General features: G+C 73.5%; 26 protein-coding genes and 1 pseudogene. 13 read left to right on the top strand and 14 right to left on the bottom strand.

From position 1 onward, the window contains the following. Positions 1 to 4: 4 nt before the first annotated feature. Together M8542_RS10280 and M8542_RS10275 are read right to left on the bottom strand one after the other, a co-directional pair. Entirely contained in the window at positions 5 to 6,346 is a 6,342-nt protein-coding gene (locus M8542_RS10280; protein WP_257919831.1) for a type I polyketide synthase, read from the bottom strand. A gap of 14 nt (positions 6,347 to 6,360) precedes the next feature. Continuing rightward, entirely contained in the window at positions 6,361 to 7,596 is a 1,236-nt protein-coding gene (locus tag M8542_RS10275) for a cytochrome P450 (protein WP_257919830.1), read from the bottom strand. A gap of 238 nt (positions 7,597 to 7,834) precedes the next feature. On the opposite strand from M8542_RS10275, the gene M8542_RS10270 reads away from it, so the two are divergent. From M8542_RS10270 to M8542_RS10260, 3 genes are all read left to right on the top strand, one after another. Continuing rightward, complete coding sequence (locus M8542_RS10270; protein WP_257919829.1) at positions 7,835 to 9,412, top strand: ANL family adenylate-forming protein; 1,578 nt, start codon at positions 7,835 to 7,837, stop codon at positions 9,410 to 9,412. A 153-nt stretch (positions 9,413 to 9,565) separates the two neighbouring features. Further along, positions 9,566 to 10,387, top strand: a complete 822-nt coding sequence (locus M8542_RS10265) for a helix-turn-helix domain-containing protein (RefSeq protein ID WP_257920183.1) — start codon at positions 9,566 to 9,568, stop codon at positions 10,385 to 10,387. A 64-nt stretch (positions 10,388 to 10,451) separates the two neighbouring features. Continuing rightward, on the top strand, positions 10,452 to 11,048 hold the full coding sequence (locus tag M8542_RS10260; RefSeq protein WP_257919828.1) for a dihydrofolate reductase family protein: 597 nt from the start codon (positions 10,452 to 10,454) through the stop codon (positions 11,046 to 11,048). Here M8542_RS10260 and M8542_RS10255 read toward each other — a convergent pair. Beyond that, the gene (locus M8542_RS10255) at positions 11,026 to 11,880 is read right to left on the bottom strand and encodes an alpha/beta hydrolase (protein ID WP_257919827.1); all 855 of its coding nucleotides are present in this window, start codon (positions 11,878 to 11,880) and stop codon (positions 11,026 to 11,028) included. The genes M8542_RS10260 and M8542_RS10255 overlap by 23 nt on opposite strands. 83 nt (positions 11,881 to 11,963) lie before the next feature. Between M8542_RS10255 and M8542_RS10250 the strand changes: the two genes are divergently transcribed. After that, positions 11,964 to 12,545 carry a TetR/AcrR family transcriptional regulator gene (locus M8542_RS10250; protein WP_257919826.1) on the top strand — a complete coding sequence of 194 codons (582 nt, stop codon included), beginning with the start codon at positions 11,964 to 11,966 and terminating at the stop codon, positions 12,543 to 12,545. Between the two features lie 37 nt (positions 12,546 to 12,582). Here M8542_RS10250 and M8542_RS10245 read toward each other — a convergent pair whose 3' ends face one another. Genes M8542_RS10245 through M8542_RS10235 form a run of 3 tightly spaced genes read right to left on the bottom strand, consistent with a single transcriptional unit; the run spans position 12,583 to position 14,025 of the window. After that, positions 12,583 to 12,897, bottom strand: a complete 315-nt coding sequence (locus M8542_RS10245; protein ID WP_308210250.1) for an ANTAR domain-containing protein — start codon at positions 12,895 to 12,897, stop codon at positions 12,583 to 12,585. Then, complete coding sequence (locus tag M8542_RS10240) at positions 12,876 to 13,286, bottom strand: hypothetical protein (RefSeq protein ID WP_257919825.1); 411 nt, start codon at positions 13,284 to 13,286, stop codon at positions 12,876 to 12,878. Before M8542_RS10240 ends, M8542_RS10245 begins: the two co-directional genes overlap by 22 nt. After that, positions 13,276 to 14,025, bottom strand: coding sequence for an ATP-binding protein (locus M8542_RS10235; protein ID WP_257919824.1), 750 nt, complete (start codon positions 14,023 to 14,025; stop codon positions 13,276 to 13,278). Before M8542_RS10235 ends, M8542_RS10240 begins: the two co-directional genes overlap by 11 nt. 289 nt (positions 14,026 to 14,314) lie before the next feature. Between M8542_RS10235 and M8542_RS50605 the strand changes: the two are divergent. From M8542_RS50605 to M8542_RS10215, 5 genes and pseudogenes are all read left to right on the top strand, one after another. Next, positions 14,315 to 14,527: pseudogene (locus M8542_RS50605) on the top strand (STAS domain-containing protein); the annotation flags it as partial. 84 nt (positions 14,528 to 14,611) lie between these two features. Next, complete coding sequence (locus M8542_RS10230; RefSeq protein WP_372508519.1) at positions 14,612 to 14,992, top strand: ANTAR domain-containing protein; 381 nt, start codon at positions 14,612 to 14,614, stop codon at positions 14,990 to 14,992. Continuing rightward, positions 14,952 to 15,278: a hypothetical protein gene (locus M8542_RS10225; protein ID WP_257919822.1), complete on the top strand. Its 327-nt coding sequence runs from the start codon at positions 14,952 to 14,954 to the stop codon at positions 15,276 to 15,278. Before M8542_RS10230 ends, M8542_RS10225 begins: the two co-directional genes overlap by 41 nt. Positions 15,279 to 15,450: 172 nt before the next feature. Then, positions 15,451 to 15,687, top strand: a complete 237-nt coding sequence (locus M8542_RS10220) for a hypothetical protein (RefSeq protein WP_257919821.1) — start codon at positions 15,451 to 15,453, stop codon at positions 15,685 to 15,687. Positions 15,688 to 15,702: 15 nt separating this feature from the next. After that, on the top strand, positions 15,703 to 16,083 hold the full coding sequence (locus M8542_RS10215) for an STAS domain-containing protein (protein WP_257919820.1): 381 nt from the start codon (positions 15,703 to 15,705) through the stop codon (positions 16,081 to 16,083). A gap of 12 nt (positions 16,084 to 16,095) precedes the next feature. On the opposite strand, the gene M8542_RS10210 is transcribed toward M8542_RS10215, so the two are convergent. The 6 genes from M8542_RS10210 to M8542_RS10185 are packed head-to-tail and all read right to left on the bottom strand — an operon-like array spanning position 16,096 to position 22,070. Beyond that, positions 16,096 to 17,664 (bottom strand): fused response regulator/phosphatase, encoded by a 1,569-nt coding sequence (locus tag M8542_RS10210; protein ID WP_257919819.1) that lies wholly within the window; start codon positions 17,662 to 17,664, stop codon positions 16,096 to 16,098. After that, a complete protein-coding gene (locus M8542_RS10205; protein WP_257919818.1) occupies positions 17,665 to 19,413 on the bottom strand; it encodes an ATP-binding response regulator in 1,749 nt (582 codons plus the stop codon). It lies immediately after the preceding gene. Further along, positions 19,410 to 20,453: an ATP-binding SpoIIE family protein phosphatase gene (locus M8542_RS10200; protein ID WP_257919817.1), complete on the bottom strand. Its 1,044-nt coding sequence runs from the start codon at positions 20,451 to 20,453 to the stop codon at positions 19,410 to 19,412. Before M8542_RS10200 ends, M8542_RS10205 begins: the two co-directional genes overlap by 4 nt. Beyond that, entirely contained in the window at positions 20,441 to 20,851 is a 411-nt protein-coding gene (locus tag M8542_RS10195; protein WP_257919816.1) for an anti-sigma regulatory factor, read from the bottom strand. Before M8542_RS10195 ends, M8542_RS10200 begins: the two co-directional genes overlap by 13 nt. Beyond that, positions 20,848 to 21,213, bottom strand: a complete 366-nt coding sequence (locus tag M8542_RS10190; RefSeq protein WP_257919815.1) for an STAS domain-containing protein — start codon at positions 21,211 to 21,213, stop codon at positions 20,848 to 20,850. Before M8542_RS10190 ends, M8542_RS10195 begins: the two co-directional genes overlap by 4 nt. Then, entirely contained in the window at positions 21,213 to 22,070 is an 858-nt protein-coding gene (locus M8542_RS10185; RefSeq protein WP_257919814.1) for an STAS domain-containing protein, read from the bottom strand. The genes M8542_RS10190 and M8542_RS10185 overlap by 1 nt, the downstream gene beginning before the upstream one ends. Before the next feature lie 113 nt (positions 22,071 to 22,183). On the opposite strand from M8542_RS10185, the gene M8542_RS10180 reads away from it, so the two are divergent. Then, positions 22,184 to 22,555: an STAS domain-containing protein gene (locus M8542_RS10180; protein ID WP_257919813.1), complete on the top strand. Its 372-nt coding sequence runs from the start codon at positions 22,184 to 22,186 to the stop codon at positions 22,553 to 22,555. A gap of 28 nt (positions 22,556 to 22,583) precedes the next feature. Further along, positions 22,584 to 23,012, top strand: a complete 429-nt coding sequence (locus M8542_RS10175) for an ATP-binding protein (RefSeq protein WP_257919812.1) — start codon at positions 22,584 to 22,586, stop codon at positions 23,010 to 23,012. Positions 23,013 to 23,015: 3 nt separating this feature from the next. Here M8542_RS10175 and M8542_RS10170 read toward each other — a convergent pair whose 3' ends face one another. Continuing rightward, entirely contained in the window at positions 23,016 to 23,600 is a 585-nt protein-coding gene (locus tag M8542_RS10170; RefSeq protein WP_257919811.1) for a TetR/AcrR family transcriptional regulator, read from the bottom strand. An 86-nt stretch (positions 23,601 to 23,686) separates the two neighbouring features. Between M8542_RS10170 and M8542_RS10165 the strand changes: the two genes are divergently transcribed. After that, positions 23,687 to 24,568, top strand: coding sequence for an SDR family oxidoreductase (locus tag M8542_RS10165; RefSeq protein ID WP_257919810.1), 882 nt, complete (start codon positions 23,687 to 23,689; stop codon positions 24,566 to 24,568). A 113-nt stretch (positions 24,569 to 24,681) separates the two neighbouring features. Beyond that, entirely contained in the window at positions 24,682 to 25,002 is a 321-nt protein-coding gene (locus M8542_RS10160) for an STAS domain-containing protein (RefSeq protein ID WP_257919809.1), read from the top strand. A 69-nt stretch (positions 25,003 to 25,071) separates the two neighbouring features. On the opposite strand, the gene M8542_RS10155 is transcribed toward M8542_RS10160, so the two are convergent. Beyond that, positions 25,072 to 25,965 carry a TIGR03619 family F420-dependent LLM class oxidoreductase gene (locus tag M8542_RS10155; protein ID WP_257919808.1) on the bottom strand — a complete coding sequence of 298 codons (894 nt, stop codon included), beginning with the start codon at positions 25,963 to 25,965 and terminating at the stop codon, positions 25,072 to 25,074. Between the last annotated feature and the right edge of the window lie 25 nt (positions 25,966 to 25,990).

The raw sequence follows: 25,990 nt of genomic DNA, 5'->3' as shown, positions 1-25,990 counted from the left end.
CGGGCTACGCCTCTCCGCCGAATTCACGGTCCACGAAGTCGAACAGGTCTTCCACGGTGGTCGCCGACCGCAGCGCCGCCGCGCCGTCGGCCGCGTCGTCGCCGGGGGCCAGCACGTCCAGCAAGGCACGCAGCCGGGCCCGGACCTCGCCGCGCGACTCGTCGTCCAGCCCGGCGGCAGCCGCCTCCAAGGTGGCCAGGCCGTCGAAGACCGAGAGATCGGCTGCCGGCTCGGCGGTCCGGGAGAGCTCGGCGTCGAGGTGCTCGATGAGGGCGAGCGGTGTCGGCTGGTCGAAGGCGAGGGTGGTGGGCAGCTGCAGACCCGTCGCGCCGGCGAGCCGGTTGCGCAGCTCCACCGAGGTCAGCGAGTCGAAGCCCAGGTCGTGGAAGGGCAGGTCGACGGTGACTTCGGCGGCCGAGGCGTAGCCGAGCACCGCGGCCACGTGCACGCGGACCAGCTCCTCCAGCCGCCCGCGCCGCCGCGCCGGGTCGAGGGCGGCCAGCGCGTCGGGCGACTCCGCCGGCGTGGTGGCGGGCCGGTTCGCCGGACGCCGCCCGGACCGCTCGGCGAGCTCGCGCAGCATGGCCGGGACGTCGTGTTCGCCGAGTGCGGCGAGCGCCGCTCGGTCGAGCCGCATCGGGGCGAGCAGCACGCGGTCGGCCGCGCGCGCCGCGTCCCAGAGGTCGAGTCCCTGCTCCGTGGTCAGGCCGAGCATGCCGCCGCGCCCCAGCCGCGCCCAGTCGGCGGCGCCGAGCCCACCAGCCATGCCCGCGGCGTCTTCGTCGGGTGCCCACAGTCCCCAGGCCAGCGCCGTCGCGGGCAACCCGGCGGCACGTCGCTCGGTCATGAGCGCGTCGAGGAACGCGTTGGCCGCGGCGTATGCGCCCTGCCCGGCCGCGCCGAGCACGCCGGCCGCGGAGGAGAAGCACACGAACTCGGCCGGTGGCGCGTCGCGGGTCAGCTCGTGCAGGTGCCAGGCGCCGTCGGCCTTGGGGCGCAGCACCCGATCCAGCCGCGCGCCGGTGATCGAGCCGAGCATGCCGTCGGCCAGCACGCCCGCGGCGTGCACGACGGCGCCCAGCGGGTGCTTCGGCGGGACCGAGTCCAGCACGCGCCGGACGTCCTCGCGCGCGCCGACGTCGGCGGCGACCACCGACACCGCGACCCCGGCCGCGGTCAGCTCGGCGACCAGCGCGCCGGCGCCGGGTGCGTCGGGCCCGCGCCGGCTGACCAGCAGCAGCCGCCGGGCGCCGCGCTGGGCCAGGTGCCGGGCCACGGCGCGGCCGAGCCGGCCGGAGGCGCCGGTGATCAGGACGGTGTCGTCGGGCCGGGCCCGCCGCGGGATGGTGAGCACGACCTTGCCGACGTGCCGGGCCTGGCTGACGAAGCGCAACGCCTCGGGCGCCCGCCGGATGTCCCAGTCGCGGCGCGGCGGCAGTTTCAGCACTCCCTGGGCGAAGAGGGCGGTCAGGTCGGCGCTCAGCTCGGCGATCCGGTCCGGCCCGGCCGATTCGACCAGGTCGAACGCCTGGTAGGCGATGCCCCGGCGAGCAAGCTCCGTCGGGTCTCGCGGGTCGGCCTTGCCGATCTCGACGAACCGCCCGCCGGGCGCGAGCAGCCGCAGCGAGGCGTCCAGGAACTCGCCGGTGAGCGAGTTCAGCACGACGTCCACGCCGCGTCCCGCGGTGCTCGTGCGGAAGTGCCGCTCGAAGTCGGTGGTGCGGCTCGAGGCGAGGTGGTCGTCGTCGAGGCCGAGGTCACGCAGCAGCGGCCACTTGCCGGGGCTCGCGGTGGCGAACACCTCGGCGCCCAGGTGCCGGGCCAGCTGGATCGCCGCGATGCCGACGCCGCCGGCCCCGGAGTGGACGAGCACGGTCTCGCCGGGCCGCACGCGGGCCAGGTCGGCGAGCCCGTGGTAGGCGGTGAGCCAGGCGATCGGCAGGCCGGCGGCGTCCGCGAAGGACCAGCCCGGCGGGATCGGCGTGACGAGCCGTTCGTCGGTGACCGCGACCGGCCCGAACGCGCCGCCGAACACGCCGGTCACCCGGTCGCCGGGGCGCACCCGCGTGACGTCGGCGCCGGTTTCCCGCACCACGCCCGCGGCTTCGGCGCCCGGGACCGCGGGCCCCGGGTACATGCCCAGGGTGATGAGGACGTCGCGGAAGTTCACCCCGGCGGCCCGCACCTCGACGCGGACCTCGCGGGCGCCGAGCGGCGCGAGGGCCTCGGGGAACGGGACGAGCGCGAGGTCGTCGAGGGTGCCGGAGCCGGCCGCGGCGAGCCGCCAGGCCGGCTCCTCGGGAACGGGCAGCAGGCCGTCGGCGTCCGCCGGGCGCAGCACGGGCACGAGCGCCCGCCCGGCCCGCACCGCGACCTGCGGGGCGCCGGTGGCCAGCGCCACGGCGACCGCGGTGTCCTCCGGGGTGTGCTCGTCGACGTCGATCAGCACGACGCGGCCGGGGTGCTCGGCTTGCGCGGCACGCGCGAGGCCCAGGGCGGCGGCTGAGACCGGCGCGGCTGTCTCACCCGGCTCGGTGGCGACCGCGCCGCGGGTGAGCACCGCCAGGCGTGACTCGGCGTGGTGGTCGTCGATGAGCCACGCGGTGAGGTCGCTGGTTGTCCGCTCGACGGTGGTGCGGACCGCGGTGGGGATGTCGGTGTTGTCGTCGGCCGTGACGCGGTAGACCTCGGCCTTCGCGTCGACCGACCCGGTGGCCTCCACCCAGTCGAGGCCGAGCAGGTGCTGATCGCCGCGGTGCCCCGAGGGCGCCGCCAAGCGGGCCGGGATCGGCCGCCAGACCAGGTTTCGCACCGTCGCCACCGGAGCGCCGGCTTCGTCGGTGAGCCTCAGCTCCACCTGGCCGTCCGTGCCGCGCACCCGGACCCGGACCTTCGCCGCGCCGGGGCGGTGCACCGTGACTTCCGCCCAGGTGAACGGCATGACGCCGGTGCCGGTGTCGACCGGCCGCAGGTACGGGCCGAGCCCGGCCGTCTGCAACGCCGCGTCCAGCAGTGCCGGGTGGAGGCGGTACCGGCCGGCTTCGCGCTCGTGCTCGGCCGGCAGCGCGACCTCACCGGACACCTCGGTGCCGCCGCCGGGCAGCTCGCGCCGCCAGACCCGGCCCATGCCGCGGAACGCGCCGGTGTAGTCCCAGCCGCCGGCCAGGTCGGGCCGCTCGTAGATGCCGCCGCCGATCGTCGGGACCGCGCCGGGCGGCGGCCACGGGGCGGAATCCCGCTCGCCGGGGGACCCGTCGCCGGGGGCGAGCACGCCCGTCGCGTGCTGCTGCCACGGATTGTCGTCGTCGGCGCGGGAGTACAGGCGGACGGTCCGGGTGCCCGCGGTGTCGGGGGCGCCGACCTGGATCTGGATCCGGACCCCACCGTCCTCGGGTGGCAGCAGCGGCGCCTGCAGGGTCAGCTCGCGCAGCACTTCGCACCCGGTCAGCTCACCGGCGTGCAGGGCCAGCTCGACGAACACGGTCGCCGGCAGGACCAGCGTGTCGTGCACGCGGTGTCCCGCCAGCCACGGGTGCGCGGCCAGGGAAAGCCGCCCGGTCAGGACACGGCCGTCGCCATCGGCGAGATCGACCACCGCACCCAGGAACGGGTGCGTCGGGCGCTCGAGCCCGGCGGCGGCGACGTCGGTGGCGCCGGCCGGCGCGGGCAGCCAGTAGTGCTCGTGCTGGAACGGGTAAGTCGGCAGCGCGACGGCGCGGGGTGCGGCCGGGGCGTACACCGCGTGCCAGTCCACGGTGGCCCCGTGCGCCCACGCGGTCGCGGCCGCGCGCAGCACCGCCTCGACGTCGTCGTGGCCCTTGCGCAGGGTGGGCACGGCGACCGCCGCCTCGATCAGCGGGCTCAGCACGGCGTCGGGCCCCAGTTCGAGCAGGACGTCGACGCCCTTGGCGCGCACGGCGCCGAGCCCGTCGTGGAAGCGGACCGGCCGGCGGATCTGCTCCGCCCAGTACGCCGGCGAGGTGAGCTGCCCGGCGGTGGCGAGGTGGCCGGTCACGCCGGAGACGACCGGGATCCGGGGCTCGTGCGCGGTCAGGCCCGCCACGACGGCCTCGAACTCCGCGAGCATCGGCGCCATGAGCGGCGAATGGAAGGCGTGGCTGACCCGCAGCCGCCGGGTGCGCCGTCCCTCGGCGGCCCAGCGGCGCTCCAAGCGGTCGATCTCGGCGAGCTCACCGGACACCACGACGGCGTCGGCCGCGTTGACGGCCGCGATCGCGACCCGGTCGTCGAGCCCTTCGAGCGCGGCGAGGACCTCGTGTTCGGGTGCGCGGACCGACAGCATGGCGCCGCCTTCGGGCAGCGCGGCCATCAGCCGGCCCCGGGCCGCGACGAGCCGGCAGGCGTCGGGCAGCGACCACACACCGGCGACGTGGGCCGCCGCGATCTCGCCGATCGAGTGCCCGAGCAGCACGCGCGGGCGCAGTCCCCAGCCCTCGTAGATCCGGAACAACGCGACCTCGACCGCGAACAGGGCGGCCTGGGCGTGGTCCGTGCGGTCGAGCAGATCGCCGTCGGACGCCTTGAGAACTTCACGCAGCGGGGTTTCCCGGTGCCGGTCCAGCTCCGCGCAGATTTCGTCGAAGACCGGGTACTGCGCGGCCAGCGCGAGAGCCATGCCCGGGCGCTGGGAGCCCTGGCCGGAGAACAACATCCCGACGCGCCCGGCCGTGGCGACCCCGGTCACGACGTCGGGGTCCACGGCGCCGTCGGCCAGGCCGCGCAGCCCGGCCAGCAGGGTGCCGCGGTCGCGGCCCAGCAGGACCGACCGGTGCCGGAACGCCGACCTGGTGGTGGCCAGCGAGAAACCGAGGTCGGCCGGGCCGGTGCGCCCGGCGACGTCGAGCAGCCCGGCGGCCTGCGCGGGCAGCGCCCGTTCGGTCTTGGCCGAGACCGGCCAGGCGAGCACCGGCAAGGTCCCGGTGGCCGCCGGTCCGGGTTCGTCCTCGGGGGCTTCCTCGAGGATCAGGTGGGCGTTGGTGCCGCTGATCCCGAACGACGACACCGCGGCCCGGCGCGGCCCGTGCCCGCGCTCCCACTCGAGCGGCTCGGTGAGCAGCTCGACCGAGCCCTGCCAGTCGACCTTCGCGGTGGGCTCGTCCACGTGCAGAGTCCGCGGCAAGTGCCGGTGCCGCATCGCCATGATCACCTTGAGGACGCCGGCCACACCGGCGGCGGCCTGGCTGTGCCCGATGTTCGACTTCACCGAGCCGAGGCGCAGGGGCCGCCGCGGCGGCCGGTCGCGGCCGTAGGTGGCCACCAGCGCGCCGCCCTCGATCGGGTCGCCCAGCGCGGTGCCCGTGCCGTGCGCCTCCACCGCGTCGACGTCGCGCGGCGACAATCCGGCGTCGGCCAGGGCCGCGTCGATCACCCGGCGTTGCGCTTCGCCGTTGGGCGCCGAGAGACCGTTGCTGCGGCCGTCCTGGTTGACCGCCGAGCCACGCAGCACCGCGAGCACCCGGTGCCCGTTGCGGCGCGCGTCGGAGAGGCGTTCCAGCAATACGACCCCGGCGCCCTCGGCCCAGATCGTGCCGTCCGCCCCGGCCGCGAACGACCGGCAGCGGGCGGTCTTCGAGATGACGCCCTGCCCGCAGAACTCCACGAAACTGCGTGAGGTGCTCAGGATCGTCACGCCGGCCGCCACCGCCAGCGCGCATTCGCGGTCGCGCAGGGCCCGCACCGCCTGGTGGATCGCGACCAGCGAAGACGAGCACGCGGTGTCCACGGTGACCGACGGGCCGGTGAAGTCGAAGGTGTAGGACACCCGGCCCGACACCACGCTGGCGATGTTGCCGATGATGCCGTGCGGCGAGTAGGGCGCGGCCTTCCACAAGGTGTCGTAGTCGTGCCCGGTCACCCCGCAGAAGACGCCGGTGTCGCTGTCGCGCAGCGTCTCGGGGTCGATGCCGGCGTCCTCCAGAGCCTCCCAGACGACCTCCAGGAGGACGCGCTGCTGCGGGTCCATCACCAGCGCCTCGCGCGGCGAGATGCCGAAGAAGCCCGCGTCGAACGCGCCGGCGTCGACGAAACCGCCCTCGCGAACGTAGGAGCGCCCCTCCTGCCCGGCTTGCGGGTCCGGGTCGTACAGCGCGTCGACGTCCCAGTGGCGGTCGCGGGGGAACTCGCCGATCGCGTCGCGGCCCGCGTCGACCAGGTCCCACAGGTCCTCGGCCGAACGCACCCCGCCGGGGAACCGGCACCCGGTGCCGACCACGACGACCGGGTCGTCGGCGCGAGCCTCGGCCTCGCGCAGCTTTTCCTTGGTGGCCAAGAGATCGGCGGTGACGCGCTTGAGGTACTGCCGCATCTTTTCGTCGTCGACGGACACGTCGCTTCCTTCCCTCAGGGCCGCAGGGTGAGGGGCAGGGTCCGCAGCCCGCGCACCACGACGTGTCGCCGGTAGTCGAGCGCGTCCTCGTCGGCCTCGAACTCCGACGGCCGGGTCGCCAGCGCGGACAGCGCGATCGACGCCTCCTGCTTCGCCAGCGCGGCGCCGATGCAGTAGTGGGGGCCGGCGCCGAAGGACAGTTGCAGGTTCTTCGGCTTCCGGTCGGCTTCGAACCGGTCGGCGCCGGGGAACGCGGCCTCGTCCCGGTTGCCCGCGGCCAGCAGCAGCACCACCATCGTGCCGGGCTCGACTTTCAGTTCGCCGACCGTCGCGGGCCGCAGCGCGACCCGGGCGGTGAGCTGCACCGGGGCGTCGTAGCGCAGCACTTCGCCGACGAGCAGCGGCGCGATCTCCGGCTGCGCGCGCAGCAGGGCCAGCTGGTCGCGGTTGCGGTGCAACGCCAGCACTCCGCTCGAAATCACGTTGGTCACCGACTCGTGCGCGGCGGCGAAGAGGTTGAGCAAGACGTTGGTGATTTCGGCGCGGGTCAACGCTTCGCCGCCGTCGCGGACCTCGATGAGACTGGAGATCAGGTCTTCACCCGGCCGGCGGCGTCGCTTGTGGATCAGGTCGGCGAAGTACGCGTGGATCTCGAAGGACGTCTTCGCGAAGCTGCTCACTTCCTCCTCGCTGAACAGTTCCCGGCTGCGGAAGGCGGCCGACAGCGTCGGCACTTCCGTGGCCAGAGCGAGTTCGTCCGACCAGTCCTTCAGCACGGCGACGTCGTCGTCGGGGATGGCCATCAGCTCGCAGATCACGCCCAGCGAGACGCGGGTGGCGTAGTCGACGACGTCGAACGACCCGCGCTCGGCCAGCTCGGCGTAGACCCGGTCGACGACGCCGTGGATCATCGGCTCGTACCGGCCGGTGATCCGCGGGGTGAACGACTTGGAGATCAGGCTGCGCTGCCGGCCGTGCTCGGGCGGGTCCATGAAGAACAGCGACTCGAGCACCATCAGCGAGTCCGACCGCGGCAGCACCTCGGCGATGCTCGGGTGGCCGAGGGTGTCGTTGCCCATCGCCGGGTCGCGCAGCACCGCCATGCAGGTGGCGTGGTCGCCGACGACGACCAGGTCGCCGGCGCGCAGCGGGCTGGCGGCCCGCAGCCCGGCGAGGATCGGGTACGGGTCGCGGCGCACGGCGTGGTCGAGGAGCGGGAAGAGCGGATTGGTGCCCAGAGAACCGGTCACGGTGCGATCTCCTGACGACGACGGCGCGTGGGGTCACCCGCCGCGGCCGATGCTAAGTTCGGGTCGCGCGTTCGCGCCGCTGTCAACGTGAGTAGTTCGGCCCGCGGCTCCGGGCCCGCGGGCCGAGTGCCGTCAACGTGGGGGATGGGGACCGCGGCGTCCGCGGATTAGCTTGCGGGGTACCGCATTCGGCCACGGGTAACCGCGTTTTTCCCGGCCAGGAAGGCGAAACCGGGTGATGAGCACTACTCACGTGCATTACGTCCAGCAGTTGCTGACCCACTTCGACGCCGATCCGCGTCGGGTGACGCTGGTCGACGGGGACGCTTTCCTGACCACGGGGGAGCTCGCCGCCGCCGTTCGCCGGGCCGCGGCGGTGCTGGGCCGGCACGGCGTCACCCGCGGCGACGTCGTCGCCGTCCTGACGGAACCGAACACCGCCGCCACGCTGATCCTGCGGTGGGCGGCCAACCTGGTGGGCGCGACCGCCGCGCACGTGCGTGGGGTGAACGCCGCCGTGCCCGGCGACGAGCTGCGCGTGGAGCGGCAGCGCGCGGTCGTCGCGGCCGCCGGCGCGCGGGTGCTGGCGGTCGACCCGGGCAACGAAGACCGGGCCCGTGACCTGCTGGCGGACGTGGCCGACCGGCCGGTCCTGGCCGTGCTGGGCGCCGGGGGACCGGGCACGGTGGACCTGACCGCCGGTTCCGCCACCGAAGTGGTCGCGTGCGCGGAGGTCGAGGACGACGACATCGCGGTGATCACCCACACCAGCGGGTCGAGCGGCTCGCCGAAGGGCGTCTGCTGGACGTTCGGGGTCAAGAACGACATGGTCGCGGCGGCGCCGTGGCTGCCGCCCGCGGCCGGGTCCGCCGGTGGCCGGACGCACTTCCTGATCACCGCGCCGCTGACCCACTCCAGCGGGTTCGGCGCGGACGACACGCTCGCCAGCGGCGGTCTCGTCGTGCTGCACAAGGGTTTCGACGCCGGTGCGGTGCTGCGAGCGGTCGCCGGGCACCGGATCACCCGGCTCATGATCGGCACCCCGCAGCTCTCCGCGCTCGCCGAGCACCCGGACCGCGCGGCCACCGACACCTCCAGCGTGACCGAGCTGTTCTACATGGGCAGCCCCGGAGCGCCCCGCCGGCTGCGCGAAGCCCGGCAGGTCTTCGGGCCGGTGCTGATCCAGGGCTACGGCACCAGCGAGTGCGGCGGCGCGATCACCGTGCTCGCCCCGGCCGACCACGACGACCCGCGCAAGTGCGCCACCGCCGGCCGGCCGCTGGACCCCGCCGGGTTCAGCATCCGCCACCCGGAAACCGGCGCGGAGCTGCCCGACGGTGAGGTCGGCGAGGTCTGCGCGAAGCCACGCTGGCCGGCCGCCGGCTACTGGCGCGAGCCGGAGCTGACCGAGCGGCTGGTCCGCGACGGCTGGGTCCGCACGGGCGACCTCGGGCACGTCGACGCGGGCGGTTACCTGCACCTGAGCGGCCGGCTTTCGGACGTCATGAAGGTCAAGGGCCTCCGCATTCACCCCACGGCGGTGGAGAAGGTGCTGGCCGAAGCCCCGGGAGTGTCCCGCGCGGCGGTGTACGGCGTCGAGGACGCCGACCGGGTCGAGCACATCCACGCCGCGGTCGTGGCGGAGCCCGGTGCTGTCGTGGACGTCGGGGAGCTGCGTCGCCGGGTCGCCGAGGCGTTGTCCGAGAGCCACGTGCCCGCCGTGATCGACGTCCGCCGGGAACTGCCGGTGCTGGGGATGGGCAAACCGGACCGGGTGCGGTTGCGGGCCGAGGCTCGGGCGGCGTTGGTGGGGTGATGGTGCCGCCGCGTCCGGCGGGTGCATCGGCGATGCTGGGGATGGGTGAGCCGGACCGGGTCCGGTTGCGTGCGTTGTGACCCGGTGGGGTGAGGGTGCCGCCGCACCCAAGAGAGCATCAGCGATGCTGGGGGCGTGGAGTACGTGTCCCGAGTGCCGCGGCCGCCGCTGGACGGGCTGATCGACGACCTCTACTACCTGGCGGGCACCCCGCCCTACGCCGGGCTCACGCTGCCGGCGAGTCCCGCGGCGCTGCTCATCGTCAACCTCGGCGCGCCGTTCCGCATCCGCGGCGGCGCCGATGCCGAGGCGGCCGAGTACGCCGACGGGTGCGTCATCACCACGCCCACCCGTGCGTTCGAGTTCCGCTACCCGCTCCCCACCCGGTCGGTCGGTGTGCACTTCAAGCCGTGGGGGCCGGCGCCTTTCCTGGCGATGCCCGCGGCCGAGCTGTGTGACCGGCCGGTGGCGGTCGAGCAGGTCTGGGGCCGGCGCGCCGTCGCCGAGCTGCGGGATCGGCTGGCCACCGCGGACGACCCGCACGAGATGCTGACGTTGCTCGAAGACGAGCTGATGCGGCGGCTCGGCGAGACCGCCGGCCTGGGGCTGGTCCGCGAGACGAGCCGCGTCATCGCGGCGGCCGGCGGGGCGGTGGCCGTCGGCGGCCTCAGCGCCGCGGCCGGGGTCAGCGGCACGCACCTGGCCCGGCGGTTCAAGGAGCTCGTCGGCGTCACGCCGAAGCGGCTGGCCCGCAGCTATCGCTTCACCGCCGTCGTGTTCGCCATCGACCCCGCCGGCCCGATCGACTGGAGTGACCTCGCCGGTCGCGCCGGCTACTTCGACCAAGCCCACTTCGGCCACGAGTTCCGGGAGTTCACCGGGCTCACGCCGACGCGGTACGTCGAAATCCGGCGACGGTTCCTCCGCGAACACCCCGGCCACGTGCTGGACGGCTGGCCGCTGCCCGCCGATTGATTTCTTACAAGAGCCGCCGCGCCCGACGCGCTAATTTGGGGCACCCCAAGCAAAGGAGGGCCTCGTGGGCACGGTGGTCATGTACGGTTCGGTGTCGGTGGACGGCTTCGTCGCGGACGAGCACGACCAGCCAGGGCCGCTGTTCGACTGGCTGTCCGGCGGGGACGTCCCGCTGGACGACAGCGGCGCGGTGAAGGTGTCGCAGACGTCCTACGACTACACCCGGCCGTACTGGGACCGGATCGGGGCGACGATCGTCGGACGCCACGTCTTCGACCTGACCGACGGCTGGGACGGGAAGCCGCCGGGCGGGGTCGACCACGTGGTCGTCGTGACGCACCGGCCGGCGCCCGCGGGCTGGGACCCCGAGGCGCCGTTCCACTTCGTCGACGGCGTCGAGGCGGCCGTGGCCAAGGCACGGGAGCTGGCGGGTGACCGGGTGGTCGAGGTCGCCGCCGGCGACGTCGGTGGGCAGGTGCTCGCCGCGGGCCTGGTCGACGAGGTGCGCATGGACGTCGTGCCCGTCGTGTTCGGGGCCGGCAAGCGCTACTTCGGGCCGGTCCGCGCGCAGCACCTGCTGGCCGATCCGGACGTCGTGATCCGGGCCGGCCGGGTGCTGCACCTGAGCTACCGGGTGCTCACTCCGACCGGCAGGTCCTGAGGTAGCTGAGGAACGAGGCCGGCAGGCCGGTCACGTGCGTGTCGCGCAGCACCGCGCTGGTGACGGTTCCGTCGCGGGGGGCGAGGCGGTGCAGGAAGGTGGCCGTGTTCTTCGTGAGGTTCTGGTAGATGGCCAGGTCGCCGAGGAGCTCCTGGTCGTTGAAGGTCACGTGCAGCCGGGTGGCGGGCCGGCCCTCGCCCAGTTCTCGCAGCCGCGCGAAGATCCGGCTGTCCGCGCCGGCGATGCCCGGGCTGCCCGCGCCGATGCTCTCGAACAGCGTGCCGCCGGCGAGCCAGGCGTAGAGGGCGAACAGCCCGCCGTAGGAGTAGCCGAAGAGGCCGTGGCCGGTCGTGGCGGTGCCGTAGTCGCGCTCGATCCGGGGGTGCAGTTCCGTGGTGAGGAAGCTCAGGAACGCGTCGGCCCGCGTGTCGCGCAGTTCGGCGAGGTAGGCGTCGGCCTGCTCGCGCGTCATCGAGCCCGCCTGGATGCCGAACTCCACGGCGTCGACGAGCTCCTGGGCGATGGGCTCGCCCGGCGGCACGAGATCGCGGTTGCGCAGCCGCGCCCAGTGCTCCGCCTCCTCACCCGCGTAGCCCACGCTGACCTGGAGGTACGGCCGGATCGGGTGCATGGGGTCCCGCTGGGTGACGATGAGCGGAGCCGTCATGCCCACGGCCCAGTTGCCGTCGAGCACGTACACCGCGGGTACTTGCGTCGTCGCCGGGTCGTAGCCCGGTGGGGTGGTGACCCAGACGCCGTAGTCGTGCCCGCCACCGGAACGCAGCTCGAAGTAGTCCGTGTCGGCGAGGCATCCCTGCCACATCGCGCTCATGCTGGTCCTCCGCGGGGGTTCGCCGGCTGCGACGATGGGCGCAGCGACACCGGTCGTTCTTTTCCAATGGATAAACCGTGGGAGTGATCTTGTCAAGCACGGAACGCAAGGGCGACGCGCGCGAGCGTCTCCTGGCCCGGCTCCTGGACGTCTTCGGCGAGGCCCTGCCCACGCCGGAGGTGTCGCTCCGCGAGATCGCCGCCCGGACCGAAACCAGCCACGCGCTCCTGCGCTACCACTTCGGGTCGCTCCCGGGGGTGCTGGCGGCCATGCTGGGGGCGCAGCGGTCCCGGGACAACGAGGCGTTGTTCGAGGCCACCCGCCACGGCACCTTCGACGACCTCGTCATGGCGATCTGGCGGTCCTACACCCGGCCGGAGCAGCTGTCGCGGACCCGCGGGTTCTTCCACGTCGTGGCGCTGGCCGCGTACCGCCCGGAGGACTTCGGCGAGTTCATCGGCTCGCTGGACGACCTGACCAAGATGCTGGCCTCGCTCGCCGAACGCGAAGGGCTCGACGCCGAGGAGGCGCTGACCACGGCCACCGTCACCGTCGCGGCGATCCGCGGCCTGCTGCTGCAGGAGGTGCTGGCGCCCGCGGTCAGCTCGGAGGACGCGGTCGCCCTGATCCTGCGGATGCGCGCGGGGCCTCACCCCGCGAAGTGAGCCCCGCGGCGGTTGACCGGGCTCGACGTCGGCGCGGTCAGCTGTCGTCGGTGGGCCGCAGGGCGGTGTGGTTGCCGACCAGGCCCGCCGCGATGTCGGCCAGCTTGACGTTCAGGTCCTGCGAAGTCCGCCGCAGCAGGTCGAACGCCGCTTCGGCGTCCAGGCCCTGGCGGGCCATCAGGATGCCTTTCGCCTGCCCGATCACGTCGCGGGAGGCGATCGCGCGGTGCAGGTTGGCTCGCTCCAGCTCTGCGACTTCCGTGCCGCGGGCCTGGTTCAGGGCCAGCGACGCGTGCGTGGCCAGCAGCAGCGCGGTCGAGAGCACCGCGCTCAGACCGTGCGCGGCCGCCACGGCCGCGAACTGCGGCCACGCCGAGGCTTGGGCAAGGTCCTGCTCGAGGGCGTAGGCGGGCCCGTCCGGGGTGGCCGCGCCCAGGCATCGATCGGAGTGAAGAAGCGGCCACCCGGGTCGCGCAGGGTGATGCCGACCAGCCGCGCGTGCGGGACGATCACCGTCGTCGCCGCCACGACCCGGGCGAGAGCCTGGCCGACGCCGGCGGCGGACAGCAGTTCGAGCCCCCGGAGATCCAGCACGTTGAGCGACGGCGGCGGCAGCACCACCGTCGCGTCGGCGAGCTTGCCGGCCGCGCGTTCGGCCGTGCCGGCGGTGAGCGACCCGGACAGCTGGAGCACGAAGGCCTGCTCGGCGGTCACCGGCACGACTTCGATGTCACTGGTCATGAGTTCCGCCCGCCCGCCGGACCAGCACCGCCCAGACGACCTTGCCGCCCAGCCAGGACCGGCTGCAGCCCCAGCTGCGCGCCGTCTGCGCGACCAGCTCCAGGCCCAGCCCCGGTTCGGTCCAGCTCAGCCGTTCGTGCAGCACCGCCTGGTGCGGGTCGTCGTCGCCCACGGCCACCCGGAACAACCCGCTCCGCAGTTCCAGCCGCAGCCGGGCTGGTGACGTCGTGTGCTGGACGGTGTTCTCGACCAGCTCGGTGGCGATGATCTGCGCGTCGCCGGTGAACTCCGGGACCGCCCAGCGGCCGCAGATCTCCTCGACGAACCGCCGGGCCCGCGCCGAGGCGAACGTCGACGGCGCGAACTCCCGGACGGCCCGTTCGCGGGGAGCCCGGTCCTTCGCCCCCTCGGCCGTGGCCACGTCCGGGTGCACCGCGACGAACTGGTCGATGGACCGGGCACGCAGACCGGCCAGGTGGTCGGGGCGGTCCGACACCACGCCGAACGACACTCCCGGCCACTCGTCGATCCGGTTGGCGATCACGGAGAACACGCCGAAGAGGCGATCGTGCTCGACGGTGAGGTCGCGGATGTCGGCGATCACGCAGTCCGGCGCGTCGGTGGCGAACTTGAGCAACTCGTCCCGCAGCCGCGACGCGGTCGCCGGAGTGAGCGTGCCGGTGGCGGTCACCACGGTGGACCCGGCGCGCTGGGTCAGTTCGAGGTGGACAGCAGTCATCCGAAACCACCTCCGGTGCCTGTCTCCTTGTGCCGAGAGGGCAAAGATCTCACCTCGCCACACCGTAGACCCCATGCGGCTACCCGGGCGGGAGCTGGTCAAACACCGCCGGTGCGGCTGGCCGACGTTTGCCGCCCGGGGCGCCGGGAAACCGACTGGTGAACGGGGGTGAGCACACTGGACGGCGACCCGGCGCCGACCGAGACGGCGTGGTCGATCAGGCCGGCGCTGCACGCCGGCGGGCTGGTCATCGTGGTGACCGGCGACGTCGACGCCGTCGCACACCCAACGGCTGCTCTCCCTCGCCGCCGAGGACCCGCAACCGGTCGTCGACCTCACCGGTGTCCGGCTGCTCGGCGCGACGGGAGTCCGGGCTCTGCTCGCGCTGGGGGAGACGCTCGCCGCGAGCGGTGGCCAGCTGCGTGTCGTGACCGGCACCGGGGTCGTGCGCCAGGCTCTGCAAGCGGTGCGGGCGCCGGACGTCGTCGAGACCTACGCGAGCTTGGGTGCCGCGATCGGCGCCCGGCGGGCCACCACCGTCTCCGGGGACGACCAGGACGCGCTGATCGGGCGGCTGCGCGAAGAAGTGCGTGTGCTGCGGGGAAAACTGGCTTACCGGCCGAAGATCGCCCGCGCCCTCGGGGTGGTGCAGGAGCGTTACCGGCTGCCCGACGAAGAAGCGGCGTTCCGGCTGCTGAGGTCGGCTTCACAGGTGCACAACGTGAAGGTCCACCGGCTGGCGGAGGTGCTCGTCGACCTGCCGCACCCCGGTCGAGCTGACCCGGTGCCTCCTCGACGTCGCACTGCACCACGCCGGGAGCCGGGCCGGGTTCGTCCAGCTCGCCGACGGCGACCGGCTGCGGCCGGCCGCGCACCGGGGGCTCGCCGCGGACCTGTCCTGCCTGGACCGCGACGGGACGACCGCCGTGCTCGCGCTGAACTGGTTCCTCGCGGTGCCGAGCGGTGACGTCGCCGCCGATCCCGTGTTCGACGGGACGGCGACCCGCGATCTCCTGCTCGGCGCGGGGATGCGCGCCGCGCTGAGCCTGCCCCTGCCGGCGCCGCACGAGCAGTGCGAAGGCGTGCTGACCGTGCTGCACGAGCGACCCGGTCACCAGCTCACCGGGCCGGCCCGCGACCGGTTGGACGCGCTCACCCGCAGCGCCGGTTGGTGGCTGCACACCCACCGCGAGGACCGGGTGCTGGCGGCCTTGGCCGACCTGCACCGGCGCGGCGTCGCGGCGACGGCGTGACCCCGGCCGTCCGTCGACTGTCCTTTCCGGACGCTCGGCGGCGGCTCGCTTGCCGCGGCCACCCCACGATCCGGGGATTGTCCCGGCCGGGCGGAGGTTCTACGCTCGGAACCTCGGTCGAGCAGTGTGCCGCTGTCCTTTTCGTCCTGCTCCCGGAAAGTGGGTGTGGCCCGTGGACCCACGCTTCGGAGAACCCGAGCGGTCCCGGCTGACCGTGTCGTCCTCGTGCGGTGACCCACTCGTGCTCGACCTCGCCGGGCTGACTTTCCTTTCCGCACGAGCGCTGCGCGCGGCCGGCGCGTCCGCCGTGCTCGACGGCTACGCCGACCGCGGGGCGGCGGTGCGGGCTTCGGACCGGGAAACGTTCCTCGAACTGGCTTACGGGAGCTGGAACGGCGAACGGCGGTAGGACTACCTTGGTGGCATGTCGGACTCACCCGCCAGGGGTGTGCGGATCAGCGTCAGCACCAGGCCGGACGCGGTCGTGGTGGCGGTGGCCGGCGAACTGGACATGGGGAGCGCGTCGTCGCTGCGCGTGGAGCTCGCCGACCGGCTGCGGCTGAAGCCGGACGGTCTCGTCCTCGATTTCGGGAACGTCGCGTTCTGCGCGTCGGCCGGGCTGCAGGTGCTCGCCGAAGCCGCGCGGACGGCGTCGGACTCCGGGGTGCCGTTCGTCGTCGCCTCGGCGCCGCCCCCGGTCGTGCGGACGTTCGAAATCAGCCGCCTCACCGCGGCCGTCACGCTGACGCGGGACGTCGACGAAGCGTTGAGCTGGGTGCGCGACCGGCGTTCTCCGCGCAGCTGAGGAGCCGGGCCGTCAACCCTCGCGTCTGAAGGCCAGCAACGCGATGTCGTCCTGGGCGTCGCGGCCGAACTGGTCCAACAGGCGGTCGCACAACGCTTCCAGGTCCGCGTCGTGGCTCACGTTCTCCGCCAGCGTTTCCATCGCCGCGTCGATGTCGGCTCCCGAGCGCTCGATCAGGCCGTCCGTGATCAGCAGCACCAGCGTGCCCGCCGGGAGGTCCAGCCGCGTCGCCGGTGGGCGGGGGAGGCCGACACCCAGCAGGGGGCCTCGGATGGCCAGGTAGCGGGTGCCGGTTTCGTCGGCGAGCAACGGCGGGATGTGGCCCGCGCAAGCCACTTCCGCCGCGCCCGTCGCCGGGTCGAGCAGGATGAGGCACGCCGTGGTGAGGCCCTCCGGGTGGAAGCGGCTCACGACGACGTCCAGCCGGTCGAGGATCGCCACCAGGCCGTGGCCCTCGGCCGCGTACGCGCGCAACGCGTGCCGCACTTCGCCCATCACCAGCGCCGCTTCGAGGGAGTGGCCGGAGACGTCGCCCACCGCGATGAGCAGGCGGCCGTCCAGCTCGGTCACCTCGTAGAAGTCGCCGCCGATCTCCGCGTGGCGGGACGCCGGGAGGTAGCGGGCCGCCATCGGCAGGTCGGGGCGAGCCGGGATCCGGCGGGGCAGAAAGCTGCGCTGCAACGAGACCGCCAGCTCGTGCTCGCGGGTCAGCGTCCGCAGCGCGTCGACGGCCAGCGCGCTCACCTGGCCGAGCTGGATCAGCACGTCGCGGTCCTGCTCGGTGGCCGCGACCTCGTCGTCGATCGCGATGCACACCACGCCGGCGCCCGGCTTCGCGCGGGACAGGGCGATCGTGGAGCGGCGGCCGGGCCGCCAGCCGAGCTCGTGCCCGCCGCTCACGGCCGTGCGCAGGTGCGGCGGGAGCAGGGCCGCGGTCAGGTCGTCGAGCACCGCCGGCTCGGTGCCGCCGGAGTGCAGGTGGTCCGCGCTGTCGGCCGCGATGCGCACTTCGCCCTGCATCGTCGTCGCCAGCGCGGTCGCCGGGGCCTCGAAGATGGCCGACGCGCCCGCGGCCACCGCGACGAGGAAGTCTTCGAACGAGCCGGCGGAGTTGATGGTGAGGGTGGCCTCGGTGAGCTTCGTGAGCCGCCGCGCCAACTGCTCGGCGACCGACCGCGCCCGGGAGTACCGCAGCGCCGACTCGACGATGGCCACCAGCTCGGCCGGGTCCACCGGCTCCACGAGGTAGCCGTCGGCGCCGCGGTTGAGCCCGTGCGTGCGGTCGTCCGGCTCGATGGCGGTGGCCGACATGTGGATCACCGGCACGGCGGCCGTCACCGGGTCGGCCTTGAGCCGCTCGCAGACCTCGATCCCGCTGATGTCGGGCAGGTTGACGTCCAGCAGCACGAGATCCGGCCGCCGGTGGGCAACCGCTTCCAGCGCCGCGCCACCGGTGCCCGCCTCGACGACGCGGTAACCGTTGCGGCGCAACCAGCTCCCGGCCAGGTAGCGGCTGGCCTCCGTGTCGTCGACGACCAGGATGGTCGCGGCCGGGCCGACGCCGGCTGCCGGGTTCGACATTCACGTCCTCCGCACTACAGCGAACGCTTCTCCGACCGCGAGCCGGACGGTTTCGGCGGAGATCTGCGACTTGAGCAGCAAGCCGGCGCGCAACCCGCTCGCGGTGAGGTCCAGCCCGTCGGGCACGGCCGAGGTGACCACGACGACGGGCAGGTCGCACAGCTCGGGCTTCGCGCGCAGCACGGCCAGCACCTCGCGGCCGTTCATGTCGCCCATGGCCAGGTCGAGGAACACGAGGTCGGGCCGGGACCCGGACAGCGTCTCGAGTGCTTCCCGGCCGTCGGACGCGGTCCGGACCTCGCCGGTCAGCTCGGCCAGCCGGCGGGTGAACTCCGCGCGGAACGCCGGGTCGTCGTCGACCACCAGGACGCTGCCGAGCTCGGTGATGTCACCGCCGGGCGGGCGGGCGGGCAGCCGCAGCGTCGCCGTGGTGCCCTGGTCGATCTCGCTCGTCAGCGTGAGGTCGCCGCCGAGGATCTCCGCGAGCTTCCGGGCGTAGGACAGCCCGAGCCCGGTCCCGGACGTCTTGGCCTGCAACCGGTTGCGGACCTGGTGGAACTCTTCGAAGACGCGGCCGAGCTGGTCGGCGGGGATGCCGATGCCGGTGTCGGTGATGGTGAAGACCACGTGCTCGTCGTCGGGCGTGGTGACCGCCAGCGCGACCGAGCCGCGCTCGGTGAACTTGAGCGCGTTCGAGAGCAGGTTGCGCAGGATCCGCACGAGCATGGTCTCGTCGGTGACGACGGTGCCGGTCTCCGGCTCGCCCACGCGGAGCTCGACACCGTCCGGGACGGTCGAGCGCAGGACCCCGCGCAGGTGCAGCAGCAGCGCGCGGACGTCGACCGGCGCCGGCTGCGGCACCAGCCGTCCCGACTCGGCCTTCGCGGTGTCGAGCAGCTCGTTGACGAGGGCGAGCAGGGTCTCCCCGGAGTCGTTGATCAGCCGGACCTGGCGCCGCTGTTCTTCGGACAGCGGCTCGTCTTCCGCGGCGCCGAGCATGCGGGCGAGGCCGACGACCGAGTTCACCGGGGTCCGCAGCTCGTGGCTGATGTTCGACCAGAAGCGGGTCTTGGCCTCGTTGACGGCGGCCAGCTGCGTCGACTTCTCGTTGATCTCGGCGTAGAGCGCCACCACGCCGCGGTTGGTTTCTTCGAGCTCTTCGGAAAGTTCCTTGTACAGCGCGACGACGCCCTGGTTGGTCTCTTCGAGCTCTTCGTTGAGCCGCAACAGTTCCTGTTGCTTGCGCTCCAGGTCGCCGAGCGCGGTGAGCAGCTCCTGGTTCTGGGCGCGCAGCTCGTCGAGCGGGCTGAGGTCGTGCCCTTCCGAAAGCTGTTCACGCAGGGCCTCGACGGAGACGGCCATGGGCGGTGAACCTCCCGTCGTCCCCTTCGACATGGTCAACGAGCCGCGGCCGGCGTCGTGGGTGGCGCCGACCTCGTCCATGAGCCGGACCATGGTGGCACGGCTGACGTCCAGGACCTCGGCGGCGGGCGGGCCCGGCCAGGTGAACTCGATCGCCAGGCCCACGGGCGGGCCGGCGCGGAGCACGAAGGTCACCGACGCCTCGACCCCGGCGCGGACCAGGTCGCGGCCGACGTCGCTGAGCGCGGTGGCCACCCGCACCTGGTCCTGGTGGTCGAGGCCGATCGCCCGGGCCGCTTCCCGGCCGTACTGCCGCATGGCGAACACGCCGGACTCGGCGGACAACGTCATCCGCAGGAGCTGGTTGGCGCTCAGCCGGGGCGTCATGGCCGCGGCTTGCCGACGAGGACGCCCGCGTCGTCGTTGCGGATCCCGGCGTCGCGCAGCAACGCGGCCGCGATGACGAGCGGGGTGCTGGCGAACAACGCGGTCCACTGACCCGGGTGCCACTTCTCGGTGAGGCCGTCGCTGTGCAGGACGACCGCGGCGCCGGCGGGCAGCACGTGGTCGAACGCGCGGATGGTCCGGGCCTGGAAGCCGGCGATGCCGGGCACCGAGATCATGCCCTGCTTGCGGTCGCCGGCCACGATGGTCGCGGCGATGTTTCCCAAGCCCGCGAAGCGGACCCGCCCTTCGGCGAGGTCGAGGTCGGCCACCGCGACGGCGCCGCCCCGGCCGCTGCGCAGGGCCGTGTGGATCGCCGCGAGCACCTGCTCCGGCGGTTCTTCGGCCGGCCGGGCGCAGAAGACCCGGACGGCTTCCCGGGAAGCGCTGGCGGCGAGCGGCCCGTGCCCGGACCCGTCGCACATCATCAGCCGCAGGTGGCCGGGCGCCCGCATCACGGCGTAGGCGTCCCCGCAGACCTCTTCGCCGGTGATCGGCCGGGTGATCCCGGCCGCGTCGTCGGCGGTCAGCTCCGCCGGGGTGGGGCCGGCCGGCTGGAACCGGGCGGTGATGATCGTGCCGCCGCCCGGCTGGGAAAACGCCGTCACCGAGTCCGAAAGCCGGTGCACGGCCCCGAGCCCGACGCCGAGCGTGCCGGTGGTGGAGCGGCCGTCCTCGATCGCCGCGGCGAGGTCGGCGATGCCGGGACCGCGGTCGGCGGCGACGACCTCGACCGCGGCGTCGGTGGTCGCGCGGACCGACCGGATGAGCAGCGTGCCGTGGCGGGCGTGGCGGTCGAGGTTGGTTGCCAGCTCGGTGACCACGATCCCGATCTCGGCCACCCGGTTCTCGGCGAAGCCGAGCCGTTCGGCGAGCCCGGTGGCCACGCGGCGGGCTCGGCCGGGCGCCGTCCGGTCCTCGACGGCCAGCCACGCGACGTCCTCGGTCACCGGCAGGCAGTGCGCGGCGGTCACCGCGACCACTTGACCACGGTGACTTCGGTGCCCCGGCCCACTTCGGTGTCCAGGGTGAACTCGTCGACGAGCCGGCGCGCGCCGCTCAGCCCGAGTCCCAGGCCCTTGCCGCTGCTCCAGCCGTCGGCCAGCGCCAGGTCGGTGTCGGGGATGCCCGGGCCGTCGTCGTGGAAGACGGCCTTGACGCCGCTGCGGCGCCCGTCGCCGACGAGTTCGATCCGGGCGAGCCCGCCGCGGCCGTACACGAGCGTGTTGCGGGCGAGCTCGCTGGTCGCGGTCACGAGCTTGGTCTGGTCGACGAGCGAGAGCTTGATCTGCTGGGCGAGGGACCGGACGGACTGGCGGACACGGACGACGTCGGAGTCCGTGACGATCGGGATCTCCTCCACCACGCCGGTGGAGGTCATCTCCCGGCCGCCCGGAGCCCGCTCAGGATTGCCATGCCCTTGTCGAGGTTCAGCGCCGTGCGCACGTCGCCGAGCGTCAGGCCGAGCTCGACGAGGGTGATCGCGACCGCCGGGCGCATGCCGACCACGACGGTGTCCGCGTCGAACAGCCGCGACAGCGACGCGATCGTCGCGAACATCCGGCCGATGAACGAGTCGACGATCTCCACCGCGGAGATGTCGATCACCACCCCGGTCGCGCCGGTCGCGCTGATCTGCTCCGCGAGGTCTTCCTGCAGCGCGAGGACACTCTGGTCCTCGAGGTCGATCTGGATGGAGACGAGCAGGACGTCGCCGATCTTGAGAATCGGGATCCGCTCCATCAGGACCGCCCCTTCTCGCCGCGAACCAGCTCCACGCCTTCGAAGCGCAGCGCGTGGCGCAGCGCGTCGGCCAGCGTCGCCTTGGTCGTGATGTCCCCGAACTCGATCCCCAGCGCGACGATCGTCTGGGCGATCTGGGGCCGGATGCCCGAGATGGTGCACTCCGCGCCCATCAGCCGCGCCGCGACGACCGTCTTGAGCAGGTGCTGCGCCACCTGCGTGTCGACGGCGAGGACGCCGGTGATGTCGATGATCGCGTGCTGGGAGCTGGTCTCGACCAGGGATTCGAGCAGCTTCTCCATCACGACCTGGGTGCGCGCCGAGTCGAGCGTGCCGACCAGGGGCACCGCGAGCACGCCCTCCCACAGCTTCACGACCGGCGTGGTCAGCTCGAGCAGCTGCTCGGACTGCTCCTTGATGATCTCCTCGCGCGCGGCCGCGTACGTCTCGAACGTCCACAGGCCGAGCGCGTCCAGCAGGCCGGAGAACACCATCAGCCGGCGGAACACCTCGGGGTCGTCGTTGCTCTCGGTCAGCTCGAACACCGCGCGCTTGAGCGCGAACACGCCGGCGGCCGTCTCGGACGGGCTGAACCCCTGCCGCGCCCGGTTGCGGGACAGGTCGGCCAGCAGCGCGCGCAGCTCGGCGTCCAGGTCGCCGCCCAGGGCGTCGGCGGTCTCGTCCGCGACCGGCAGCAGGGTGGTGAACAGCTCGGTGAGGTCGCGCTGCAGCTCGGTCGTCGTCACGCGCCCGCGCAGTTCGCCGCCGGCCAGCTCGACCCAGCGCGCGATCAGGCTGTCGGCGTGCTCACGCAACAGATCCGACAGTCGCTGTGCCTCCACGTGCCCCGCAGTCATCCGAGCCTCCTGGCCGTCTCGATACCTGCGGTGACCTTAGCCTGGGAGTGCCGGGTGCCCGCGGCCCGATACGCTGACCGACGCCTACGAGACAGCGGAAAGGAGCCGACGCCGTGGACGATGCCGCACCGGCCGGGGCGCCACCCCTGCGCATCTCGCACCGGCGGGCCGGAACGGCCCACGTGGTGACGGTCGCCGGGGAGATCGACGCCGGCACGGCCCGCGAGCTCCGGCGCGAGCTCGCGCCGGAAACCGTGACCGCGTCGGCGCCCGAGCTCGTCGTGGTCGACCTGAGCGAGGTCGGGTTCATCGACTCCGCGGGGCTGACCGCGCTCGCCGGGCTCCACCGGAACAGCCTGGAACGCGGCGTCCGCCTGACCGTCGTGGCCGGCACGCGGCCCGTGAAGCGGGCCTTCGCCATCACCGGCCTCGACGAGCTGATCACCGTCGTCCCCACCCTGGACGACGCCATCCACCCGGAATGAGCCGGGTCTGCACCCCGTCGGAGGCGCGGTGGCACCGAACGACGGCGATCGGCCGGCGTCCGTCGACCTGCACGGCACGGATTCGACCCACCTCGCGAGCCTGCGCCGGTGGGCGGCCGGGCTGCTGAGCGACCTCGGCGAGCCGCACCGGGAAGACGTGCTGCTGGTGCTGACGGAGATCGCGCAGAACGCCTACCAGCACGGCGGCGGGGCGCGGTGGCTCCGGCTGACCCGGCTGCCCGAGCCGTGCGAGGTGCGGATCGACGTCGAGGACAACTCGGTGGTCCCACCCCGCATCCGCCCACCGGGCGGAACCGCGTTCGGCGGCCGCGGGCTGCACCTGGTCGACACGCTGACCACGGCTTGGGGGTCGCGGGAGGACGCGCCGTCGAACGGTAAGACGGTGTGGGCGCGGGTCGGGTGCGAGTTGTCGCACCAGGAGGCGTGCCGGCGCTGAGCTTCAGCCGGGCCGGCCCAGCGCCGACGTCGCGTTGTGCAACTCGGCCAAAGCGGCCAACGCGTGCGGGGCCAGGCCTCCGGTGTCGTCGCCGCCTTCGGACCATTCGGCGTAACCACGCTTGAACGCGAGGACGCCCAGCTCGGCGGCGAGGTGCGCGACCGGGTCCGGCACCCCGCGGGCGGTCAATGCCGCCGTCATCGCCGCGGCGAGGCCCACGCTCTTGAGCGCGTCGCGCTCCTGGAGCTCCGTGCTGGCCGCCACGGCCGCCTTGATCCGGGGGCCGAGCTCCCGGTTGGCCGGTCCCATCGCGCCGGACGCGCGTTCGAGCCCGGCCGCGACCGCTTGCAGCGGGCCGGCCCCGGCGGGCGCGTCGGCGATCCCTTCGGCCAGCAGCGTGCTCAGCGTCTCCTGACCCGCCACCAGGACTTCGCGCTTGTCGGCGAAGTGGCGGAAGAACGTGCTGCGGGTGACGCCGGCCCGCTCGGCGATCTCGGCCACCGTCGTCGCGTCGTAGCCCTGCTCGGTGAACAGGTCGACCGCCGCGACGACCAGCCGCTCCCGCGCCCCCGGTTCCCATCGAGCCATACCCGCCATCCTAGGTGATGCGACACTTGTCGCATCACTCGTGTACGGTGATGGGACAAGTGTCGCATCACTGCGAGGAGAAACTCATGCACGTGTTCGTCACCGGGGGCACCGGCACCATCGGCTCCGCCGTCGTCTCCGAACTGCTCGGGGCCGGCCACACCGTGCTCGCGCTCGCCCGCTCGGCCGGGTCGGAGCGGGCCCTGAAGGAGGCCGGCGCCGAGGTGCTGCGCGGGGAGCTGGCGGACCTCGACGTCCTACGGGCCGGCGCCGAGCGGGCCGACGGCGTGATCAGCCTGGCCTTCGGCCGCGACTACAGCAGCCAGGAGGCACTCGCGGCGGGCATCGCCGAAGAAAGCGCCGCACTGAAGACGCTAGGCGAGGCGCTGATCGGCGGCGACCGCCCGATCGTCACCGTCTCCGGGACGCCGTGGGCGCCCGGTCGCGCGTCGACCGAAGCCGACCCGGTGCCGACCGACGGTCCGGTCGGACAGCGCGGCCGCTCGGTGAACGCCTTGCTGGCGCTGGCTTCCCGCGGGGTCTGCGCGACCTCGGTCCGGATGCCGCGCACGGTGCACAACCGTGGCGAGGGCGGCTTCGCGGGCCTGCTGGCCGCCGCGGCCCGCAGGTCCGGGATCGCCGGCTACCCCGGCGACGGCACGCAACGCTGGCCGGCGGTGCACGCCCTCGACGCCGCGGTGCTGTTCCGCCTCGCCCTGGAGTCGGCGCCGGCGGGCACCGCGTGGCACGCGGTCGCCGACGAAGGCGACGCGGTGCGCGACATCGCGGAGGTCGTCGGCCGGCGGCTCGGCCTGCCCGTCGAGACGGTGCCCGAGGAGACGTTCGGCCCGTTCGGCCCGATCTTCGCCATGGATCAGCCCGCGTCGAGCGCCCACACCCGCGAGACCCTCGGCTGGCAGCCGAAGCACCCCAGCCTCCTCGAGGATCTGGAGAACCTCCGTCCGTGACGTTTCGCCGTCGCCGGTGCGGGGTAAAGGGCGCGCAGAGATCGTTAGAACGAAGCCGGAGGTAGCCCGTGACCGCCGATGGTGGTCGAGTCCGACCCCAGGATCTGCTGCGCGTGACCGAGCTCCGGCCCACCGCTGCCGCCGAGGTGCTGGCGGTGGCGGGCGAAGTCGACCTGCTGAGCGCGTCGACCCTCGAAGACGCGATCGCGGCGGCGCTCGCCCGCGAGCCGGCGTTGCTGGTGATCGACCTGACCGAAGTCTCGTTCCTCGCTTCGGTCGGCATGACGGTGCTGCTCAAGGCCCGCCGTGCCGAGGCCACGCGCCTGCGCGTCGTGGCCCCGGCGGACGGCGCGGTCGGGCGGGCACTGGAGCTGATGGGGCTGCGGGAGGTGCTGGCCATCGCCACCACCCGCGCCGACGCGCTTTCGGAGTGACCCGCGCCGCCGTCAGTGGGCGCGAATTCCGCCGCACAGCGGGAAAGCCGGGCTTCCGCGGGTGGCGGATCAGCCCTTGGCGGTCAGCTCCAGCAGGCGCCCGGTGAGGTCGAGGTGCTCGTCCACGCTGGTGGTCAGGTAGGTGAGGTCGACGAAGGTGTGGTCCGGCTCCAGGATGCCGACGATCTTCGTCACCGACTCGGCGATCTGCTCCGCTTTCGTGCCCGGAGCGGCGTTCACGCGCAGCGCGACACCGAGTGCTTGCGGGTCGCGGCCCGCCTTTTCGGCGCCGGCCCGCAGCTGACCCAGCGTCGTGGTCAGCACGTCGGCGGGGAACTGCTCGGGCACCGACCAGACCGGCAGCCAGCCGTCGGCGCGCCGGGCGATGCGCTGCAAGGCTTTCTCGCCGAAGCCGGCCAGGTGCACCGGCGGCTTGCGCACCGGCTTGAGGTCGACGTGGCTCTCCGGGATCGTGTAGCCGACACCCTCGTGCGACACGGTGTCCTTGGTCCACCAGGTTTCGAGCAGGTCCAGCAGGTCGTCGAGCCGCTTGCCGCGCTCCGACATCGGGACGCCGACGGCGCCGTACTCGTCGGGGGACCAGCCGATGCCGAGGCCCGGCAGCAGCCGCCCGTTGCTGGCGACGTCGATGCTGGTCAACAGCCGCGCGAAGTTGGCGGGGTGGTACTGCGTCGCGTTGATGGTGCTGGAGCCCAGGATCGCGGTCTCGGTCACCGCGGCGGCGACCGCCAGCGCGGTGAACGGGTCCTGGGCGGTGTGGAACTCCTCGGGCATGGTGTCGTAGCCCGGGTACGAGACGACCGGGGCCACCGGCGACAGCAGCCGGTCACCGACCCAGAGACTGGCCGCCCCGGCCTGTTCGGCGGCGCGCGCGTACCGCGCGATCCCGCCGGGCGTGGCGGCCGCCTTGCCGAAGACCGGAAGGCTGAAACCAAGGTTCATGATGCTCCCCTGAAGTGCGAACGGA

The organism is Amycolatopsis iheyensis (genome assembly GCF_024703995.1).
Taxonomy (GTDB): Bacteria; Actinomycetota; Actinomycetes; order Mycobacteriales; family Pseudonocardiaceae; genus Amycolatopsis; species Amycolatopsis iheyensis.
Note: the sequence above shows the minus strand (reverse complement) of the source record. Positions and strands in the feature narration are given on the sequence as shown.